16 protein-coding genes are annotated in these 18,913 nt (G+C 65.6%); 12 read left to right on the forward strand and 4 right to left on the reverse strand.

The window, feature by feature from the left end; genetic code table 11:
* Nucleotides 1–30: 30 nt before the first annotated feature.
* A complete protein-coding gene (rlmB, locus tag AC1RQK_RS11805) occupies nucleotides 31–774 on the forward strand; it encodes a 23S rRNA (guanosine(2251)-2'-O)-methyltransferase RlmB (RefSeq protein ID WP_043352050.1) in 744 nt (247 codons plus the stop codon).
* A gap of 17 nt (nucleotides 775–791) precedes the next feature.
* Nucleotides 792–1,550: an SIR2 family NAD-dependent protein deacylase gene (locus tag AC1RQK_RS11810; RefSeq protein ID WP_492372423.1), complete on the forward strand. Its 759-nt coding sequence runs from the start codon at nucleotides 792–794 to the stop codon at nucleotides 1,548–1,550.
* 60 nt (nucleotides 1,551–1,610) lie between these two features.
* Here AC1RQK_RS11810 and tal read toward each other — a convergent pair whose 3' ends face one another.
* Nucleotides 1,611–2,549 (reverse strand): transaldolase, encoded by a 939-nt coding sequence (gene tal, locus AC1RQK_RS11815; protein ID WP_492372422.1) that lies wholly within the window; start codon nucleotides 2,547–2,549, stop codon nucleotides 1,611–1,613.
* 174 nt (nucleotides 2,550–2,723) lie between these two features.
* On the opposite strand from tal, the gene rpiA reads away from it, so the two are divergent.
* Nucleotides 2,724–3,410, forward strand: coding sequence for a ribose-5-phosphate isomerase RpiA (gene rpiA, locus AC1RQK_RS11820; RefSeq protein ID WP_492372421.1), 687 nt, complete (start codon nucleotides 2,724–2,726; stop codon nucleotides 3,408–3,410).
* A 100-nt stretch (nucleotides 3,411–3,510) separates the two neighbouring features.
* Here the strand turns inward: rpiA and AC1RQK_RS11825 are convergent, their stop codons facing one another.
* Nucleotides 3,511–3,786: an oxidative damage protection protein gene (locus AC1RQK_RS11825; protein ID WP_006157784.1), complete on the reverse strand. Its 276-nt coding sequence runs from the start codon at nucleotides 3,784–3,786 to the stop codon at nucleotides 3,511–3,513.
* 109 nt (nucleotides 3,787–3,895) lie between these two features.
* The gene (argA, locus tag AC1RQK_RS11830) at nucleotides 3,896–5,332 is read right to left on the reverse strand and encodes an amino-acid N-acetyltransferase (RefSeq protein ID WP_492372420.1); all 1,437 of its coding nucleotides are present in this window, start codon (nucleotides 5,330–5,332) and stop codon (nucleotides 3,896–3,898) included.
* 23 nt (nucleotides 5,333–5,355) lie between these two features.
* Here argA and hrpA point away from each other — a divergent pair, with 23 nt between their 5' ends.
* The 6 genes from hrpA (at nucleotide 5,356) to AC1RQK_RS11860 (ending at nucleotide 14,432) form a co-directional block, all read left to right on the forward strand.
* The gene (gene hrpA / locus AC1RQK_RS11835) at nucleotides 5,356–9,468 is read left to right on the forward strand and encodes an ATP-dependent RNA helicase HrpA (RefSeq protein ID WP_492372419.1); all 4,113 of its coding nucleotides are present in this window, start codon (nucleotides 5,356–5,358) and stop codon (nucleotides 9,466–9,468) included.
* Between the two features lie 197 nt (nucleotides 9,469–9,665).
* Entirely contained in the window at nucleotides 9,666–10,592 is a 927-nt protein-coding gene (locus AC1RQK_RS11840) for a YVTN family beta-propeller repeat protein (protein ID WP_492372450.1), read from the forward strand.
* Nucleotides 10,593–10,690: 98 nt separating this feature from the next.
* Entirely contained in the window at nucleotides 10,691–11,572 is an 882-nt protein-coding gene (locus AC1RQK_RS11845; protein WP_492372418.1) for a polysaccharide deacetylase family protein, read from the forward strand.
* The gene (locus tag AC1RQK_RS11850) at nucleotides 11,572–12,546 is read left to right on the forward strand and encodes a sterol desaturase family protein (RefSeq protein ID WP_492372417.1); all 975 of its coding nucleotides are present in this window, start codon (nucleotides 11,572–11,574) and stop codon (nucleotides 12,544–12,546) included. The genes AC1RQK_RS11845 and AC1RQK_RS11850 overlap by 1 nt, the downstream gene beginning before the upstream one ends.
* Before the next feature lie 164 nt (nucleotides 12,547–12,710).
* Nucleotides 12,711–13,586, forward strand: coding sequence for an EI24 domain-containing protein (locus tag AC1RQK_RS11855; protein ID WP_492809172.1), 876 nt, complete (start codon nucleotides 12,711–12,713; stop codon nucleotides 13,584–13,586).
* 12 nt (nucleotides 13,587–13,598) lie between these two features.
* Nucleotides 13,599–14,432, forward strand: a complete 834-nt coding sequence (locus AC1RQK_RS11860) for a competence/damage-inducible protein A (RefSeq protein ID WP_492372416.1) — start codon at nucleotides 13,599–13,601, stop codon at nucleotides 14,430–14,432.
* Nucleotides 14,433–14,544: 112 nt separating this feature from the next.
* Here AC1RQK_RS11860 and AC1RQK_RS11865 read toward each other — a convergent pair whose 3' ends face one another.
* On the reverse strand, nucleotides 14,545–15,009 hold the full coding sequence (locus tag AC1RQK_RS11865) for a rhodanese-like domain-containing protein (protein WP_492809173.1): 465 nt from the start codon (nucleotides 15,007–15,009) through the stop codon (nucleotides 14,545–14,547).
* A 583-nt stretch (nucleotides 15,010–15,592) separates the two neighbouring features.
* On the opposite strand from AC1RQK_RS11865, the gene AC1RQK_RS11870 reads away from it, so the two are divergent.
* The 3 genes from AC1RQK_RS11870 (at nucleotide 15,593) to glnL (ending at nucleotide 18,861) form a co-directional block, all read left to right on the forward strand.
* A complete protein-coding gene (locus AC1RQK_RS11870; RefSeq protein WP_459371289.1) occupies nucleotides 15,593–17,008 on the forward strand; it encodes a 3-hydroxylaminophenol mutase in 1,416 nt (471 codons plus the stop codon).
* 133 nt (nucleotides 17,009–17,141) lie between these two features.
* Nucleotides 17,142–17,705 (forward strand): DUF4124 domain-containing protein, encoded by a 564-nt coding sequence (locus AC1RQK_RS11875; protein ID WP_416049048.1) that lies wholly within the window; start codon nucleotides 17,142–17,144, stop codon nucleotides 17,703–17,705.
* Nucleotides 17,706–17,709: 4 nt separating this feature from the next.
* Nucleotides 17,710–18,861: a nitrogen regulation protein NR(II) gene (gene glnL / locus AC1RQK_RS11880; RefSeq protein ID WP_253927479.1), complete on the forward strand. Its 1,152-nt coding sequence runs from the start codon at nucleotides 17,710–17,712 to the stop codon at nucleotides 18,859–18,861.
* Nucleotides 18,862–18,913: the final 52 nt, after the last annotated feature.

Genomic DNA, 18,913 nt, shown 5'->3' on the forward strand with positions numbered 1-18,913 from the left:
CAAGCTCCGGCGGGAATGTACAATCTCGCCATGGCTAAACAAAAACTCCTGATCGGCTTTCACGCCGTCACCGCGCGCCTGCGCCAGGACGCCGCTGGCGTCACCGATGTCTACGTAGAATCCGCGCGGCGTGACCGCCGCATGCAGGACTTCATCCGCCTTGCCGAAAGCCTCAAAGTGCGCCTGCATCCGGTGGATGCCGAGCGCCTGCGCGGCATGGCCGGCACCGACCGCCACCAAGGCGTGGTCGCCCGCGCCGAAGATGTGGCGCTGGCCCTCAATCTTGATGAACTGCTCGACGGCATCGAGGGCACGCCCTTGCTGCTGGTGCTCGACGGCGTCACCGATCCGCACAACCTGGGCGCTTGCCTGCGCGTGGCCGATGGCGCTGGCGCGCACGCTGTGATCGCTCCGAAGGACCGCAGCGTGGGTTTGAACACCACGGTGGCCAAGGTGGCCAGCGGTGCGGCGGAAACCGTCCCCTACATCACTGTCACCAACCTGGCACGCACGCTGCGCGAGTTGCAGGAACGCGGCATCTGGGTGATCGGTACGGACGACGGCACGGAAAAGACGCTCTATGACGTCGATTTCAAGGGGCCGGTTGCCCTGGTGATGGGCGCCGAAGGCGAGGGCATGCGCCGCCTCACCCGCGAAACCTGTGACGAGCTCGTGAGCATCCCGATGGCCGGCGGCGTGGAAAGCCTGAACGTTTCCGTGGCCAGCGGCGTGTGCCTGTATGAGGCGGTGCGCCAGCGCCGCCTGAAGCGCTGAGCGCTGGGGCGGCATCCATGACGGCGTACATCGACGCGCAGGCGCTCGCGGCATCGCGCCGCCTGATCGGCGAAGCCACCAATATCATGGTGCTCACCGGCGCGGGCGTATCCGCCGAGTCCGGCGTGCCCACGTTCCGCGATGCCATGACCGGCTTGTGGTCGCGCTTCAATCCCGAGGAGCTGGCCCAGGAAGACGCCTACCGGCGACAGCCCGCGCTGGTCTGGGAGTGGTACCTGCACCGGCGCGAGCTGGTGGCGGCCACCGATCCCAACCCAGCGCATATCGCCCTGGTGGCGCTCGCCGCGCAGAAGGCCGTGACCCTGGTCACGCAAAACGTGGATGGCCTGCATCAGCGCGCCGGCAGCCGCGAGGTGATCGAGCTGCACGGCAACCTGTTCGCCAACAAGTGGCTTGACGGCTGCGGCCGTTGCGACCCGGCGACCGCCGTGCCGGGCATGCCGCCGCGCTGCTCCCTTTGCAATGCCATGATGCGCCCCGGCGTGGTGTGGTTCGGCGAGGAACTGCCGCGCGTGGCCCGCTATCGCGCCGAGCACGCGGCCGAGCAGTGCGATCTGTGCATCGTGGTGGGCACCTCCGGGCTGGTCTATCCGGCAGCCGGCTTGCCCGGCGCTGCCAAGGACCATGGCGCGCATGTCATCGTGGTCAATCCCGAGCCTTCGGCGCTGGACCAGACCGCCGATCTGGTGCTGCGCGGACCGGCCGGGGTGGTCTTGCCTTTGCTGTGGGACGGTGTGAGCGCGACACCAGCTTGAACCGGCTCGCCGCCTGGATTCCCGGGCGGCTTCTGTTTTCTCCCTCTCAATTCCCCCCTCTCAAGCCGTAATCAACGCCTCCAGCTTGACCGCATCCGCCGCAAATGCGCGGATCCCCTCTGCCAGCTTTTCCGTCGCCATCGCGTCTTCATTGAGCTGCCAGCGGAAAGCCGCCTCACCGCACTCGATGCGGGCGATATTGCCGGCCTGCGCCTGGTCGACCGACAGCTTGCGCTCCACGGTGCCTTCGCTGGCGGCCAGCTTCTCCAGCAGGTCCGGGCTGATGGTGAGCAGATCGCAGCCGGCCAGCGCCAGGATCTGCTCGGTGCTGCGGAAGCTGGCACCCATCACTTCGGTGGGGTGGCCGAACTTCTTGTAGTAGTCGTAGATCTGGCGCACGGAACGCACGCCGGGATCGTTGTCGGCCGCGTTGGCGGCAGTGTCCCATTTGTCGCCGGCTTGCTTCTTGTGCCAGTCCAGGATGCGGCCAACGAAGGGCGAGATCAGTTGCGCGCCGGCCTCGGCGCAGGCAACGGCCTGGGCCAGCGAGAACAGCAGCGTCATGTTGCAGTTGATGCCTTCTCGCTGCAGCACTTCAGCTGCGCGGATACCTTCCCAGGTGGAGGCGATCTTGATCAGCACGCGCTCGCGGGCCACGCCGCGCTGCTCATACAGCGAGATCAGGTGGCGGGCCTTGGCCAGTGTGGCTTCAGTGTTGAAGGACAGGCGGGCGTCGACCTCGGTTGACACACGGCCCGGCACGATGGCCAGGATCTCGCAGCCAAAGGCGATCAGCAGGGCGTCCATCACGGCGTCGGTGCCTTCATTGCCGCGCACGGCCTTTTCCAGCAGGGGACGGTACTCGGCCTTCTGGACGGCCTTCAGAATCAGGGAAGGATTGGTGGTGGCGTCCTGCGGCGTGTACTGCTTCATCACCTGGAAATCGCCGGTGTCCGCCACCACGGTGGTGAACTGCTTGAGCTGATCGAGCTGGTTCATGGTCAGTGAGTTGCTTTTAAGGGTTGGTGATGGCGCAGGACCAAAACGGCAGGCCCCGGGCGCCGCGCTGATGCATGCCTCGGGTCATTGTACCGTCGGCTCGCGCCTACGCCGGGGATGTCACGGCATTCCGGTACACTATGCGGTTTCCCCCAAAGCAGATGGGCTGTTGTCATGACACAGGATGAACTCAAGGCGCTGGTGGCGCAAGCCGCGGCCGACTATGTCAAAGAGGTAGTGCCGGCGGGCGCGGTGCTGGGCGTGGGCACGGGCTCCACGGCCAACCTCTTTATCGATGCGGTGGCGGCGTTCAAGGAACGCTTTTCCGGCGCGGTCTCCAGCTCGGAGGCGTCCACGCGCCGCCTGCAGCAGCACGGCTTCCAGGTCTTGGACCTGAATGAGGTCGACGAGATCCCCGTGTATGTCGACGGCGCGGACGAGATCGATGCCAGCGGCGCCATGATCAAGGGCGGCGGCGGCGCGCTGACGCGCGAGAAGATCGTGGCCTCGGTGGCCAAGCGCTTTGTCTGCATCGCCGACGGCAGCAAGCTGGTGGATGTGATGGGCGCGTTTCCCCTGCCGGTGGAAGTGATTCCGATGGCACGCGCCGCGGTCGCACGCCAACTGGCCGCATTTGGCGGCCAGCCGCGCCTGCGCATGACCAAGGAAGGCGGTATCTTCAAGACCGACAACGGCAATGTGATCCTGGATGTGGCAGGCCTGAAGATCAACAATCCGAAGTCGATGGAAGAAGCCATCAATCACATGCCGGGCGTGGTCACGGTGGGGCTGTTTGCCCTGCGCGGCGCGGACGTACTGTTGCTGGGCACGCCAGAGGGCGTGAAGCGCAGCGATTATTGAGTTTGCCGGTCCCGTTGGAGGATCGTTACATGAAAAAGGGTGCCGTAACAGGCACCCTTTTTGTTTTCCACCGCGCGGCGCCAAGCCGCGCTCAGCCAGATCAGGCAGCCGGCGGCGGCACGTAGCCCTGTGCCTGGTCCGCGCCTTCGCCGAAGAAGTACTTCTCGGTCTGCTTGAGCAGGTACTGGCGAGCGCGGGTGTCGGCCATGTTCAGGCGGTTTTCGTTGATCAGCATGGTCTGGTGCTTGAGCCAGCCGGCCCAGGCTTCCTTCGACACGCTTTGCCAGATCTTCTTGCCAAGTTCGCCCGGCAGCGGCGGCAGGTCTAGCCCTTCGGCTTCTTTGTTGAGCTTGACGCATTGAACCATGCGGGCCATGGGAACTCCTTGTTGTCGTGTGATGTAGCCGGCGCGGCGAGGGGCCGACCGTTGCGGTGCCGCTATTGTAACGAAGCGGGGGCCGGCCTTCAGGCTACCCCCACCGCCGTCACAGTTTCTTCATCAGCACCATCGACTTGCGCTGCCAGTTGTAGAGCTTGCGCTTGTCTTCCGGCAGGTCGTCCACGGTGGCGTGGACAAAGCCGCGCTTGAGGAACCAGTGCTCCGTGCGGGTAGTGAGCACGAACAGGCGGTCAAGGCCGAGGCTGCGGGCGCGGCGCTCGATGCGCTTGAGCAGGCGCTCGCCGTCGCCGGTGCCCTGGGCTTCGGATGACACAGTCAGGCAGGCCATCTCGGCCATGCCTTCGCGCGGGTAGGGGTAGAGCGCGGCGCAGCCGAACAGCACGCCATCGTGCTCGATCACCGAGAAGTTGGCGATGTCGCGCTCGATCAGGTGGCGCCCGCGTGGCACCAGCGTGCCGTCCTGCTCCAGCGGGGCGATCAGCTGCAGGATGCCGCCGACGTCGTCCAGCGTGGCTTCGCGCAGGCTTTCCAGGTCGGTGTCGGAGATCATGGTGCCGACGCCGTCGTGCAGGAACAGCTCCAGCAGCACCGAGCCGTCCAGCTGGAAGGGGATCAGGTGGGCGCGCGGCACGCCGCCCTTGAGCGCCTTGACCAGGTGTTCCAGGTAGTAGGAGACATCGGGCGGCAGGTGGTTGTTCTGCAGCCGCTCGATGGCGGTGCGCAGCGACATTTCCGGCATCAGCTTGCCAACGGGGTCCTGCACGCCTGGCACTTCGGTGATGAATACCAGCTTGTCGGCCTTCAGGGCGATGGCGGTAGCGCTGGCCACGTCTTCCATCGACAGGTTGAAGGCCTGGCCTGTGGGCGAGAAGCCAAGCGGCGAGAGCAGCACGATCTTGCCGTGCGACAGCGACATGCGAACCGACTCGCCGTCGATCTTGCGCACCAGCCCGGTGTGCTGGTAATCCACGCCGTCGACGATGCCGAGCGGGCGGGCGGTGACGAAGTTGCCGGAGATCACCGACAGCTGGGCGCCAGCCATGGGCGTGTTAGGCAAGCCTTGGCTGAAGGCGGCCTCGATATCCAGGCGCAGTTCGCCGGCGGCTTCCTTGGCGCACTCCAGCGCCGCGTTGTCGGTCACGCGCACGCCGTCGGCGAATTGCGACTCGACATGGCGCAGAGCCAGCTGCTCTTCCACCTGCGGGCGCGAGCCGTGCACCAGCACGATCTGCATGCCCATGGCGTGCAGCAGGGCCACGTCATTGACCAGGGCGTTAAGGATGTTGGCCTTGACCAGCTCACCGCCGAAGGCGATCACGAAGGTCTTGCCGCGGAAGGCGTGGATATAGGGCGCAACCGCTCGCAGCCAGTCGACGAACTGCTGGTGGTCGGGGGCGCCACGCTCGACGGGGTCGGCGCCGGTAGCGTGCGCGGGCAGCGTGGAAGGGGCGGTGACGGGCAGGGGCTCGTCCATTTCGGACGGCGCGGGCGCGTCGGCTGGCGTGTCGGTTCTTGCATTCATGCCGCGGATTATAATCCCGGCCAATGTCAGCACAACGCCCCGCCAAACCTTTGTCGCCGGATCGGAAAACCGATGCCGGCCGCCCCGCGCCCAAGGCCGCCCCCTCGCCAGCCCAGCCTGCTGTCCAGCCTGTCGCCAGGCCGGCGCGCGCGCCGGCCGTGTCCACCACGCCGGCCGCCGGCCCGCCGGCCGAACGCCAACCTCGGCAGCCGGGCCAGGCCCGGCAAGCCAGGCCGCAGCCGGCAAACGGCACGCCCCGGCCTCCCCGGCCGCCTCGCCCGGAGCGCACCGAGCGCACCGAACGCCCGCCCCGCGAGGCACGCCGCCCGGTGCGCCAGGCCAACCTGCTCCCGCCCATCACCTTCCCCGAGGCGCTGCCGGTATCCGGCCGCCGCGAGGAGATCGCACAGGCGCTGCTGGCCAACCAGGTGGTGATCGTCTCCGGCGAGACCGGCTCCGGCAAAACCACCCAGTTGCCCAAGATCTGCCTGTCGATCGGGCGCGGTCCGGGTGCCGACGGCACCGGCGGCCTGATCGGCCACACGCAGCCACGCCGGATTGCCGCCACCTCCACGGCCAAGCGCATCGCGCAGGAGATCGGCACGCCGCTCGGCGAGCACGTGGGCTACCAGGTGCGTTTCAACGACACCATGTCGGCGGGCGCGTCGGTCAAGCTGATGACCGACGGCATCTTGCTGGCCGAGACGCAGAACGATCCGTTGCTGCGCGCCTACGACACCATCATCATCGACGAGGCGCACGAACGCAGCCTCAATATCGATTTCCTGATCGGCTACCTGAAGGAGATCCTGCCAAAGCGGCCAGACCTCAAGCTGGTCATCACCTCGGCCACCATCGACGCCAATCGCTTTGCCGAGCACTTTGCGCAGGGCGGCAAGCCCGCGCCGGTGATCGAGGTCAGCGGGCGCCTGTATCCGGTGGAGATCCGCTACCGGCCGATCGAGAAGGACAAGCCGGCGCCCGGCGAGGGCGCGCCCAAGTCCGCGCAATCGAAAGATCGCGACCTGTTCGACGGCATCGTCGAGGCGGTGGACGAACTGTGCCGCCTCGGCCCGGGCGATGTGCTGGTGTTCCTGCCCGGCGAGCGCGAAATTCGCGAGGCTGCCGAGGCGCTGCGCAAGCACCATCCGCCGCATACCGAGATCCTGCCGCTGTTCGCGCGCTTGTCGGTGCAGGAGCAGGAACGGGTGTTCCGGCCTTCCAACGCGCGGCGCATCGTGCTGGCCACCAACGTGGCAGAAACCTCGCTGACCGTGCCGGGCATCCGCTATGTGGTGGATACCGGGATGGCGCGGGTCAAGCGCTATTCCTACCGCAACAAGGTCGAGCAGTTGCAGATCGAGGCGATCTCGCAGGCCGCCGCCAACCAGCGTGCCGGGCGTTGCGGCCGGGTGGCCGACGGCGTGTGTATCCGGTTGTACGAGGAGGCCGATTTCGTCAGCCGGGCGCGCTTTACCGATCCGGAGATCCTGCGCTCGTCGCTGGCCGCGGTGATCTTGCGCATGAAGGCGCTGAAGCTGACGGCGATCGAGGAATTCCCCTTTATCGAGCCGCCGCTGGGCCGCGCCATTGCCGACGGCTACCAGCTGTTGCAGGAGCTGGGCGCGGTGGAAAGCGTGGGCGACGACGCCAACGCGCTGACCCAGGTCGGCCGCCAGCTGGCCCGCCTGCCGCTGGACCCCCGCGTGGCCCGCATGACGCTGGCCGCGCGCGAGCACCATTGCCTGCGCGAGGTGCTGATCATCGCCAGCGCGCTGTCGGTGCAGGATCCGCGCGATCGTCCGCAGGAGGCGCAGGAAGCCGCCGACCAGGCCCACCGCAAGTTCATGGACGAACGCTCCGAGTTCCTGGGCTGGGTCAAGATGTGGAAGTGGTTCGAGGACGCGGTGGCGCACAAGAAGACCAACCGCCAGCTGCAGGACCAGTGCCGCGCCAGTTTCCTGTCGCATGTGCGCCTGCGCGAATGGCGCGACGTGCATTCGCAGCTGCTGACTACCGTCACCGAGCAGGGCTGGAAGCTCAACGAGAGCGAGCCCACCTATGAGCAGGTGCATAAGGCGCTGCTCACGGGGTTGCTCGGCAACGTAGGTTGCAAGATTGAAGACGCCGACGGCCGCGGGCGCGAGTACCTGGGCGCGCGCGGCATCAAGTTCCACCTGTGGCCCGGCTCGCTGATCGCGCGCAAGGTCGGCCGCTGGATCATCGGCGCCGAGCTGATCGAAACCAGCCGGCTGTTTGCGCGCACGCTGGCCAAGATCGAGCCGGAATGGCTGGAGCAGGTCGGCCGCCATTTGCTCCGCGTCAGCTGGAGCGATCCGCATTGGGAGAAGAAATCCGGCCAGGTGATGGCAATGGAGCGCGCCACGCTGTATGGGCTGGTGGTCTACCAGCACCGGCGCGTGCACTACGGGCCGATGAACCCGGCCGAGGCGCGCGAGCTGTTTATCCGCCGCGGGCTGGTGGAAGGCGAGTTCGATACCAAGCTGCCGTTCTTCGCCCATAACCAGCGCTTGACGCGCGAGATCGAAAACCTGGAGCACAAGGCGCGCCGCCAGGACGTTCTGGTCGACGATGAGCTGATCTTCGCGTTCTACGATCGCCTGATCCCCGCCGAGATTCACCAGCAGGCCACCTTCGAGCAGTGGTACCAGGCCGAGAGCGCGCGCGAGCGCAAGCTGCTTTACCTGAACCGCGAGGAGCTGATGCGCCACGAGGCGGCCGGCATCACCACGGACCTGTTCCCCAAGCTGATGCCGGTGGCGGGCGTGGATATGTCGCTGACGTACCACTTCGAGCCCGGCAGCCATCGCGACGGCGTGACGCTGACGGTGCCGCTGTATGCGCTCAACCAGGTGCGCCAGGAGCGTGCGGACTGGCTGGTGCCGGGCATGGTCAAGGAGAAGGTGCACCTGCTGCTCAAGTCGCTGCCGCAGAAGCTGCGCCGCCATTGCGTGCCGCTGCCGGATTACGCGGCGGGCTTCGTCGATCGCAATGCCTTTGGCGAGGGCGAGTTGCTGGATGTGCTGATTGCCGACATCCGCGAGCAGACCGGCACCATGGTCAAGCGCGCCGACTTCAAGCTGGAAACCTTGCCCGCCCACCACGCCATGAACTTCAAGGTGGTGGACGAGCACGGCCGGCAACTGGACATGGGCCGCAACCTGGCGCAGTTGCGCGCCGAGTTTGGCGGGCAGGCGCAGCAGTCGTTCCAGAACATCGCCGCGCGCGATGTGCCGGCGGCCGAGGCGGGGCAATACGAAAACCTGACCAGCTGGTCCTTCGGCGAACTGCCCGAGCTGCTGGAGGTCCGCAAGGGCAACCAGACGCTGTACGGCTATCCTGCGCTGGTCGACCACGCCACGCATTGCGACGTGGAGGTGTTCGACGATCCGCAGGAAGCTGCGCGCATCCATCAAGCCGGGCTACGCCGCCTGTTTGCGTTGCAGTTGCGCGAGCAGGTGAAGTTCCTGGAGAAGAACATCCCCGGCATGCAGCAGATGGCGATGCAGTACATGACGCTGGGCACGCAGGAAATGTTGCGCGACCAGATCGTGATGCTGGCGCTGGAGCGGGCCTGCCTGCAGGCGCCGCTGCCGCGCAACGAGGCTGAGTTCGCCGCCCGCAAGGAAGAAGGGCGCTCGCGCCTGAGCCTGCTGGCGCAGGAGATTGCCCGGCTGGTAGGGGCAGTGCTGGCCGAGTACGCGACGCTGCCGCGCAAGCTGATCCAGGCCAAGCCGTTCGCCGCGGCGCACGCCGACATGCAGGCGCAGCTGACGCGGCTGATGGGCAAGCACTTTGTGGCCGATACGCCTTACCTGCAACTGGTGCATTTCCCGCGCTACCTGAAGGGCATCGCCATGCGCATCGACAAGATCAAGGGCGATCCCGCGCGCGACACCCAGCGGTTGCAGGAAATCACGCCGCTGCTGCAGCAATGGCAGCGGGCCGAGACGCAGTTGCGGCAGCAGGGGCGGGGCGTGGAAGACGCGCGCCTGGACGAGTTCCGCTGGATGCTGGAAGAACTCCGTGTGGCGCTGTTCGCGCAGGAGTTGCGCACGCCTGTGCCGATGTCGGTCAAGCGTCTGCAAAAGGTGTGGGAAGCGATGCAGCGCTGAAACCAGGGTTGCCGGCCTTTCGCGCGAACGCTAGCCCGCGCGGAGATTGTGACCAAATGTTAGTTTGTTGCGCTTCGTCATCGGATCACAGTCCGAAAACGTTAGAATGGTCGATTAAGTCATTGTTTAACAGTCTTATGCTCGCATTGCGTCGTGTAGTTTCCGGGTTTGCCGCCATCGGCACCCTGGCCCTGGGGATGGTAGCGGCGCCGGCGTTGGCGGAAGTGGTGGTGGTGCTCAATTCGGGTGATGCTACCGTCACCTTGATCGACAAGGACACCCAGAAGGTGCTGGAGACGTTCCCGGTCGGGAAGGAGCCGCACCACTTGATCGCCACGCCCGACGACAAATCGCTGATCGTTGCCAATGCGGTCGGCAACGACCTCGTGTTCCTCGACCCGGTTACCGGCAAGGTCCAGCAGCGCGTGGCCAATATCGACGATCCCTACCAGATCGGCTTCTCGCCCGACCAGAAGTGGTTCCTGACCACGGGCAACCGCCTTGATCGCGTCGACGTGTATCGCTGGGACGGCAAGGCGCTCAAGATCGCCAAGCAACTGCCACTGGCCAAGACGCCGAGCCATATCGCCTTTACCGCCGACAGCCGTGTTGCCTTCGTCACGCTGCAGGACTCCAACGAAGTGGTCGCCATCGACCTGCCCACGCAGACCGTGATGTGGCGCATGAACGCCGGTTCGGCGCCGGCGGGCGTGTGGGTTACGCCGGACCAGAAATACCTGCTGGTGGGCATGACCGGTGCCGACTATGTCGCCGTGATCGACTGGCATACCCGCACCGTGGTCAAGCAGATCCAGACCGGCAAGGGCGCGCACAATTTCCGCGCGGTGGGCGACAAGCGCCATCTGTTCTTGTCCAACCGGGTCTCCGGCACCATCAGCATCATCGACCAGCAGACCCTGACCAAGGTTGGCGACATCACCGGCCTGCCGGCTGGCCCCGATGACATGGAGCTGACCGCCGACGGCAAGACCTTGTGGGTGAGCTTCCGCTGGGCGCGTTCGGTGGGCCTGATCGACGTGGCCAGCCGCAAGCTGGTCAAGACCATCCGCGTGGGCCGCTCGCCGCACGGCATTTATTTCCGTACCCGCGCACCGCTTTATTGAGAGAGGGCGCCCGTCCGGGAACGCCATGGCGGGCGCGGCATCGAACTAGTATGGCCGCCGCCACTCCAATGCAGTCACAGGAAATCAGGACAGGCATCATGAGCAAGCATTCGCAGCCCCGGTTGCCCCGCGCTTTGGTCCGCGCGGTGGCTGCCGGGCTTGCAGCCACCGGACTGGCGCTGGCCGCCGGGCCGGCCAGTTCGGCGGGCCCGGTGCCTGCCGGCGCGCCCCAGGCCTGCCGCGCCGGCACGCTCTACCTGACCTTCGACACCGGCAGCATGAGCCAGGCGGCGCTGATCGCCGATACGCTGCGCCGGCACCATATCAAGGCCACGTTCTTCCTCGCCAACGAACCCACCATCAACAAGGACAGCTCGCTCGACCCGGGCTGGGCGGCGTACTGGAAGACGCTGGCCGCCGATGGCCATGTTTTTGGCAGCCACACGTTCGATCATGTCTACCTGCGCGGCGTACGCGACGGCAAGGTCACCATGCGGCCGCAGTTCGGCGCGCATGCGGGGCAGGACGTGGTGATGGACCAGCAAAGCTTTTGCAGCGAGCTGAACCGCAGCGCGCAGGCGCTGAAGCACCTCAGCGGCGCGACCATGTCGCCGCTGTGGCGGGCGCCGGGCGGCCATACCGCGCCGCAGACGCTGCAATGGGCCGAGCAATGCGGGTTCAAGCACGTGGCCTGGGCGCCAGCCGGCTTCCTGGGTGACGAGCTTTCGTCCGAGCGTTTCCCGAACAAGGCGCTGCTGGAGCGCGCATTGAGCGGCCTGCGCGATGGCGACATCGCCATGGCGCACCTCGGGATCTGGTCGCGCAAGGACCCCTGGGCGCCCGGCGTGCTCGAGCCGCTGATCAGCGGCCTGGAGCGCAAGGGTTTCTGCTTTGCCACGTTGCGCGAGCATCCCGCCTATCGCGACTGGCAGCGCGGGCAGTCCGCCACGGTGGCCGGACAACCAGCCGGGAGCCGCTGATGCTCGACCTGCTCAACGGCTGGATCGGCCAGATTGAAGCCACGCTGTTCCAGGACGTGATCCTGCCGGTGGTCTACCAGCTTGGGCTGGGCGGCTATGCCGAGGACGCCTTCACCGGCACCGAATGGCTGCTGGTCGGGCTGGTGCAGATCGTGGTGATGGTGCTGATCCTCGGGCCGCTGGAAAAGCTGCGCCCGGTCGAAGCCGTGACCGACCGCGCCGCCATTCGCACCGACATCCTCTACACCGTCGTGCATCGCCTCGGCCTGTTCCGGCTGGCCATGTTCTTCCTGCTCGGTCCGCTGATGGACGGTGTGGAAGGGCATCTGCGCCTGCTCGGCTGGCAGCGGGTCAATGTGGAAGACTGGTGGCCGGCGGTGACGTCGATCCCGCTGGTCAGCTTCTTTATCTACCTGCTGCTGTTCGACCTGCTCGACTACTGGTACCACCGCCTCTCGCATACCTACCGCTGGTGGTGGAGCCTGCATTCGCTGCATCACAGCCAGCGCCAGATGACGCTATGGAGCGATAACCGCAACCACCTGCTCGACGACATGCTGCGCGACGTGGTGTTTGCGGTGGCGGCGCTCGCGGTGGGCGTGGAGCCTTCCCAGTACGTGCTGCTGGTGGCGCTGTCGCAACTGCTGCAGAGCCTGCAGCATGCCAACCTGCGCCTGCACTTTGGCACATTGGGCGAGCGGCTGCTGGTCTCACCGCGCTTTCACCGCACCCACCATGCGGTTGGCGTCGGCCACGAAGCCATCGGCCGGCCCACCAAGCTGGGCGGATGCAACTATGGGGTGATCTTTCCGTGGTGGGACATGTTGTTCCGCACCGCCGTGTTCACCGACGCCTACTACCCCACCGGTGTGCGCGACCAGATGCCGCCACCGGCAGGCAAGGGGCGCGACTACGGCGCTGGCTTCCTGTCCCAGCAGTGGTACGGGATCAAGCGCCTGTTGCGGCTCGGCTGAAGCGGCGGGGCGCCTGCCGTGGCAGCCCCGTGAGCGCGTATTTCCTCGCAAGGTGCGCGCCCCGCGCCCTGCCGTCTTGCGCTAGCGGCGCACGCGTCCCCCGCGGCACTTATGACGTGTGCTAGTCTAGTTATCCCCGCCTTTGTGGAACCCCAATTTACTGCATGAACGATATTTTTCGCGCGCTAGGCCGTGCCCTGATCAGCCAGTTGCATCCGCGCATGCTGATGCTTACCGTCATTCCTTTCCTGCTCGCCACCGGGCTGTGGGGTGGCCTGCTGCTGTGGGGGTGGGAGCCGATCATGACGGCCGCGCGCGGCGTGCTCGAGACGTCGGTGCTGACCAGCTGGATCTACGGCGCGCTCGACTGGTTCGGCCTGCAGTCCTTGCGCACGGTGGTGGCGCCGCTGTTCGTGATAGCGCTGATGATCCCGCTGGTGATTGCCTCCATGCTGGTGTTTATCAGCTTGTTCTCGGTGCCAGCCGCGGTGCGGCACCTGGAGCGCAGCTATCCGGACCTGGTGAAGGCCAAGGGTGGCAGCATGGTGGGCAGCGTGTTTCAGGCGCTGGGCAGCACCATGGTGTTCCTGTTGCTGGCGCTGGTGACGCTGCCGCTGTGGCTGATCCCGCCTTTCTTTGCCTTGATCCCACCCGTGCTGTGGGGCTGGCTGACCTATCGCGTGATGACCTACGACGCGCTCGCGCAGCATGCCACGCCAGAGGAGCGCAAGACGCTGATGAAGCGCCATCGCATGGCGTTGCTCTCCATCGGCGTGGCAGTGGGCCTGCTGGGCTCGGCGCCGACGCTGATCTGGGTGGCTTCGGCGGCGCTGATTTTCCTGTTCCCGTTCGTGCTCGCGGGCACGCTGTGGCTGTATGTGCTGATCTTTATTTTCTCGGCACTGTGGTTTGGCCATTTCTGCCTGCGCGCGCTGGAGCAATTGCGCGCCGAGCGCGCTGCCGCGGCAGCCGCGGCGGCGCCGGTGGTGGACGTTATCGACCTGGCGCCGTCCGATGTACGGCGCATTGAACAATCCTGAAGCGAGGGCATCATGGGTTTCGGCCTGATCGTCATTGGTGACGAGATTCTGTCGGGGCGGCGCGAAGACAAGCATATGCGCCGTGCCATCGAACTGCTGGCGGCGCGCGGGCTGGCGCTGGACTGGGCGGAGTACGTGGGCGACGAGCGCGCGCGCATCACCGCCACACTGCGCCGCACGTTCGCGGGCAATGATGTGGTGTTCTGCACCGGCGGCATCGGCGCCACGCCCGATGACCACACCCGGCAGTGCGCCGCGGCCGCGCTCGGCGTGCCGCTGGAACTGCATCCGGACGCCCGCGAGCAGATCGCCTTGCGGATCGCGGAGACCGCGGCGGGCGATCCCGCCAAGGCCGACCTGAACCTGCCGGAGAACCAGCATCGCTTCAAGATGGGCGAATTCCCCGCCGGGGCGCGCATCATCCCGAACAGCTACAACCGCATCCCGGGTTTTTCCGTGGCGGACCATCATTTCATGCCTGGCTTCCCGGTCATGGCGTGGCCGATGATGGAATGGGTGCTGGATACCTACTATTCCCACCTGTTCCATCAGGCGGTGCAAGTGGAGCGGTCGTTCCTGGTGTTCGAGGCGCCGGAATCCACGCTGACGCCGCTGATGGAGCGGGTCGAGGCCGCCTTCGAGGGCGTCCGCGTGTTCAGCCTGCCGTCAGTGGGCGACGCCAAGCGCGGCGAGCTCTATGCGCGCCGCCACATCGACCTGGGTGTAAAGGGATTGGCCGACCTGGTCGAGCCAGCCTATGCCATGCTGCGCGAAGGCGTGCAGGCGATGGGCTTCGAGCTGGTGGAGGTGGCGGCGCGGCGCCCGGGAGATCCGGCAGGGGACTGAGCCGCGGGGCGGGCGTGGCCGGTGCAATGAAAAAACGGGACAGCCATGCTGTCCCGTTTTGCTTTTTCTGGCACGATGCAGGTGATTTACGCGATTTACGCGTTCCCGAGCTTCAGCCGCCGTGCCAGGGCAGGCCGCGGAAGCACCAGCCTTCCACCGTCTTGCGGTGGTGCTGTTCATCGCGAGCGCCTTCGAAGCCTTCCAGCACGTCCATGGCGAACTGATAGCCGGCTTCCGTGGCGACGCGGGCGGCGTGCTTGGAGCGTGCCGCACTGCGGCACAGGAACAGCACGGGCACATCCGCGCGCACGCGAGCCTTGAGCTGCGCGATAAAGGCGGCGTTCTGCGCGCCGCCCGGATAGCTGCTCCATTCCACATGCGCCGATTGGGCTTCCGGCAGGTCCGGCCCGCCGATCCAGTCGAGCTCAGCTTGCGTGCGCACGTCCACCATCACGGCGGTCGGGTCGCCCTGCAGCAGTGCAAAGGCTTCCTGCGGGGAGAGGGCGCCGAAGTACGGCAGTTGGTTTTGCTGCTGGCGCTCACGCGCCGCTTGGAGTAGATCGTCTCGGGTGGTCATCTGGGTGACAAAATCGGTGGGTGAAATGGCATCTGGCAGAGGCTGCGGGATATTCTAGCGCGGCGGGCGTGCTCGCCGGCGGCCTTTGGATGCGAACGGCAGCTAGCGGCATCGGTTGTGCCGGAGTTGCGCCGGCTTGGTCGCGCGCTGCGGGTACCTTGGTAGCAGGATCTTGCACCGCAAGCAGGCAACGGCATTCGCTTTGCACCAAAATGTTCTAATCTGGTGCGTAGGCACCAAAATTGGGCAATGAGGCGTGCGTATGCACGTTTTTGGTGATTTTCATGGAGGGCGGGGAGAGCCGCTGGCGTTCCCGGAATGAGGCGGAAGCCAAACGGATTTATGCGTATGCCATATGCGGCACCCGAAACGCGCCTGGGCCCCCGTATCGCGCCGTCTGGCTGCACTTTTTTCGGGAACGCAGGGGTAACTAGGGGGTTGCCTTGGCATGCTTTCTGCTAACATTCCTCGTCCCTTTCGTGGCCGATCTTTGTATTGATGCAAACGTCTTTGATGCGTTGCACAGCGGGGATCGACGCAAGAATGGCTTTTCTAGATTCAGCCGAATTTCCAGGAGATAGGCATGGCCCACAGCGTTGCAGATGTGATGAAGCTTGTGAAGGAAAACGACGTCAAGTTCGTCGACTTCCGTTTCACCGATACCAAAGGCAAAGAGCAGCACGTGTCGGTACCCGTGTCGCACTTCGATGAAGACAAGTTTGAAAGCGGCCACGCTTTCGACGGTTCGTCGATCGCCGGCTGGAAGGGTATCGAGGCTTCGGACATGCTGCTGATGCCGGATCCGAATACCGCTAACGTCGATCCGTTTTACGAAGAACCGACCCTGATCCTGACCTGCGACGTGGTTGAGCCGTCGGATGGCAAGGGCTACGACCGCGACCCGCGTTCCATCGCCAAGCGCGCCGAGGCTTACCTGAAGAGCACCGGCCTGGGCGACACCGCCTACTTTGGCCCGGAACCCGAGTTCTTCATCTTCGACGGCGTGACCTGGAACATCGACATGCAGGGTTGCTCCGTCAAGATCAACTCGGAAGAAGCACCGTGGTCGTCGGGCAAGGAATTCGAGCACGGCAACAGCGGTCACCGTCCGGGCAAGAAGGGCGGCTACTTCCCCGTTGCCCCGATCGATACGTTCCAGGACATCCGTTCGGAAATGTGCCTGATTCTGGAATCGCTGGGCATCCCCGTGGAAGTGCACCACCACGAAGTCGCCGGCCAGGGCCAGAACGAAATTGGCACCCGCTTTAGCACGCTGGTGCAGCGCGCCGACTGGACCCAGCTGCAAAAGTACGTGATCCAGAACGTCGCCCACACCTACGGCAAGACCGCCACCTTCATGCCGAAGCCGGTCGTTGGCGACAACGGTTCGGGCATGCACGTGCACCAGTCCGTATGGAAGGATGGCCAGAACCTGTTCGCGGGCAACGGCTACGCCGGCCTGTCGGAGTTCGCGCTGTACTACATTGGCGGCATCATCAAGCACGCTCGCGCGCTGAATGCCCTGACCAACCCGGGCACGAACTCGTACAAGCGTCTGGTGCCGGGCTTCGAAGCACCGGTCAAGCTGGCTTACTCGGCTCGCAACCGTTCGGCATCGATCCGTATTCCGTACGTTGCCAACCCGAAGGGCCGTCGTATCGAGACCCGCTTCCCGGATCCGCTGATGAACCCGTACCTGGGCTTCTCGGCGCTGCTGATGGCTGGCCTGGACGGCGTGCAGAACAAGATCCACCCGGGCGAAGCTGCCGACAAGAACCTGTACGACCTGCCGCCGGAAGAGGATGCAAAGATCCCGACCGTGTGTAACAGCCTCGATCAGGCTCTGGAGTACCTCGACAACGACCGCGAGTTCCTGACGCGCGGCGGCGTCTTCTCCAACTCCATGATCGATGCCTACATCGAGCTGAAGATGGAAGAAGTGACCCGCTTCCGCATGACGACGCACCCGATCGAGTTCGATATGTACTACTCGCTGTAAGGCGAGGCGTTGCCAGGTTGTGACCGGGCAACAGTTGCACCAGGAAGGGGCGGCCTCGGCTGTCCCTTTTTGTTTTGTTCGCCGGTTTGATCGCTAGAATGGGGCTCCTTTCCCACCATCCCTGCTGATGTCAATGGACGCGCTCGAATTCCCGCTTTCCTCGCTTCGACCGATGCACCGGTTCAGTGCCTCCATGCACGTATCGGCGGCTGCCTGCGCCATGCTGGCGCTTGTGCTGGTGTGCTGGAGCCGGCCGGCCCCGGCGCAGTCGGATATCTATGTCTGCGCTGGCCCCAACGGCGTGCCTGAATACCGCAACGGCAACGGGGGCAAGGGCTGCAAGCGGCTCAGCCTGCCGGAAGTCACGACGGTGCCGGGCGGGCGCGTGAGCGCCCCTTCGGCGGGCAAGGGCGCCGGGCCCGCGATGGCGCCCACCGCGTTTCCGCGCGTGGACAGCGCGACCCAGAAAAGCCGCGATGGCGAGCGCCGCGCGGTGCTTGAGCAGGAGCTGCAAAGCGAGGAGGCCAAGCTGGCCGCGCTGCGCGCCGAGTTCAACAACGGCCAGCCCGAGCGCCAGGGCAATGAACGTAACTACCAGAAGTACCTCGACCGCACCGCCACGCTGCGCGACGACATCGCGCGTGGCGAGGCCAATGCCGCTTCGCTGCGGCGCGAACTCTCCAATTTGAAGGACTAGCACTATGCGTCGCCTGATTCGCAGCGTCTCGCGCAAGGTGGCTTCGGCCGGGGCTGGCACGCCGGCCGAGGGTGGAGCCATGGTGCTGCCATTGGGCGATGTGTCCTACCACCAGGGGCTGGACGTGGTCGCCAACCCCGTGTTGCTGGTGCGCCAGCCCGGCCTGCGCATCGTCTACGCCAATCCCGCCGCCGAGGCCAGCTTCGCGGTGTCGCGCAAAGCCATGGTGGAGTTGTCGCTGGCAGACCTGTTCGGCGCTTCGGAAGAGCTCGGCAGCATGATCGAGACCGTGATTTCACGGCAGTTCGATGCGCGCAGGCAGGATGTGGTACTGCATCCGCCCCTGCAGGAGCCGATGCACGCGCACGTGGTGATCGGCGCGCTGGATGCCACGGCCGACACGGTCCTGGTGGAAGTGCTGCCCAACGAGCAAAAGGTCCGCAGCGACCGCGAGGAGCGCATCCTCGACCTGACCTCGGCCAACAAGGAGCTCATCCGCAATCTGGCGCATGAGATCAAGAACCCGCTGGGCGGCATCCGCGGCGCGGCGCAATTGCTCGAGTTCGAGTTGCCTGACCGTTCGCTGCGGGAGTACACCCAGGTCATCATCAAGGAGTCGGACCGCCTGCAGACGCTGGTGGACCGCCTGCTGGAGCCGCACCGCCATCCGCACATCGTGTCCGACCTCAACATCCACGAGGTGCTGGAGCGCGTGCGCTCGGTGGTGCTGGCCGAATTCCCCTCCGGGCTGGATATCGTGCGCGACTACGACGCGAGCCTGCCCGACCTGCGCGGCGACATGGAGCAGTTGATCCAGGCCGTGCTCAACATCGTCCACAACGCGGCCCAGGCACTCGCGGAGCGCGTGGCGCGGGGCGATGCGCAGATCATCCTGCGGACCCGGGTGGCCCGCCAGGTAACCATAGCGAAGCGATTGTTCAAGCTGGCATTGGACTTGCATGTCATTGATAACGGTCCGGGCATCCCCGAGGATATCCGCGAACGCATCTTCTACCCGCTGGTGTCGGGCAGGGATGGCGGTAGCGGCCTCGGTCTCACACTCGCTCAAACCTTCGTGCAGCAGCACGAGGGCTTGATCGAATGCGAGAGCCGGCCGGGCTGTACCGACTTCCGTATCCTGCTGCCCCTGCATTGATCGCATCGGCGACAGCAATTGGAACTGCCCCAATGATTGCTGCCGACCGGCT

It is taken from the genome of Cupriavidus sp. GW822-FHT02D05 (assembly GCF_058802485.1).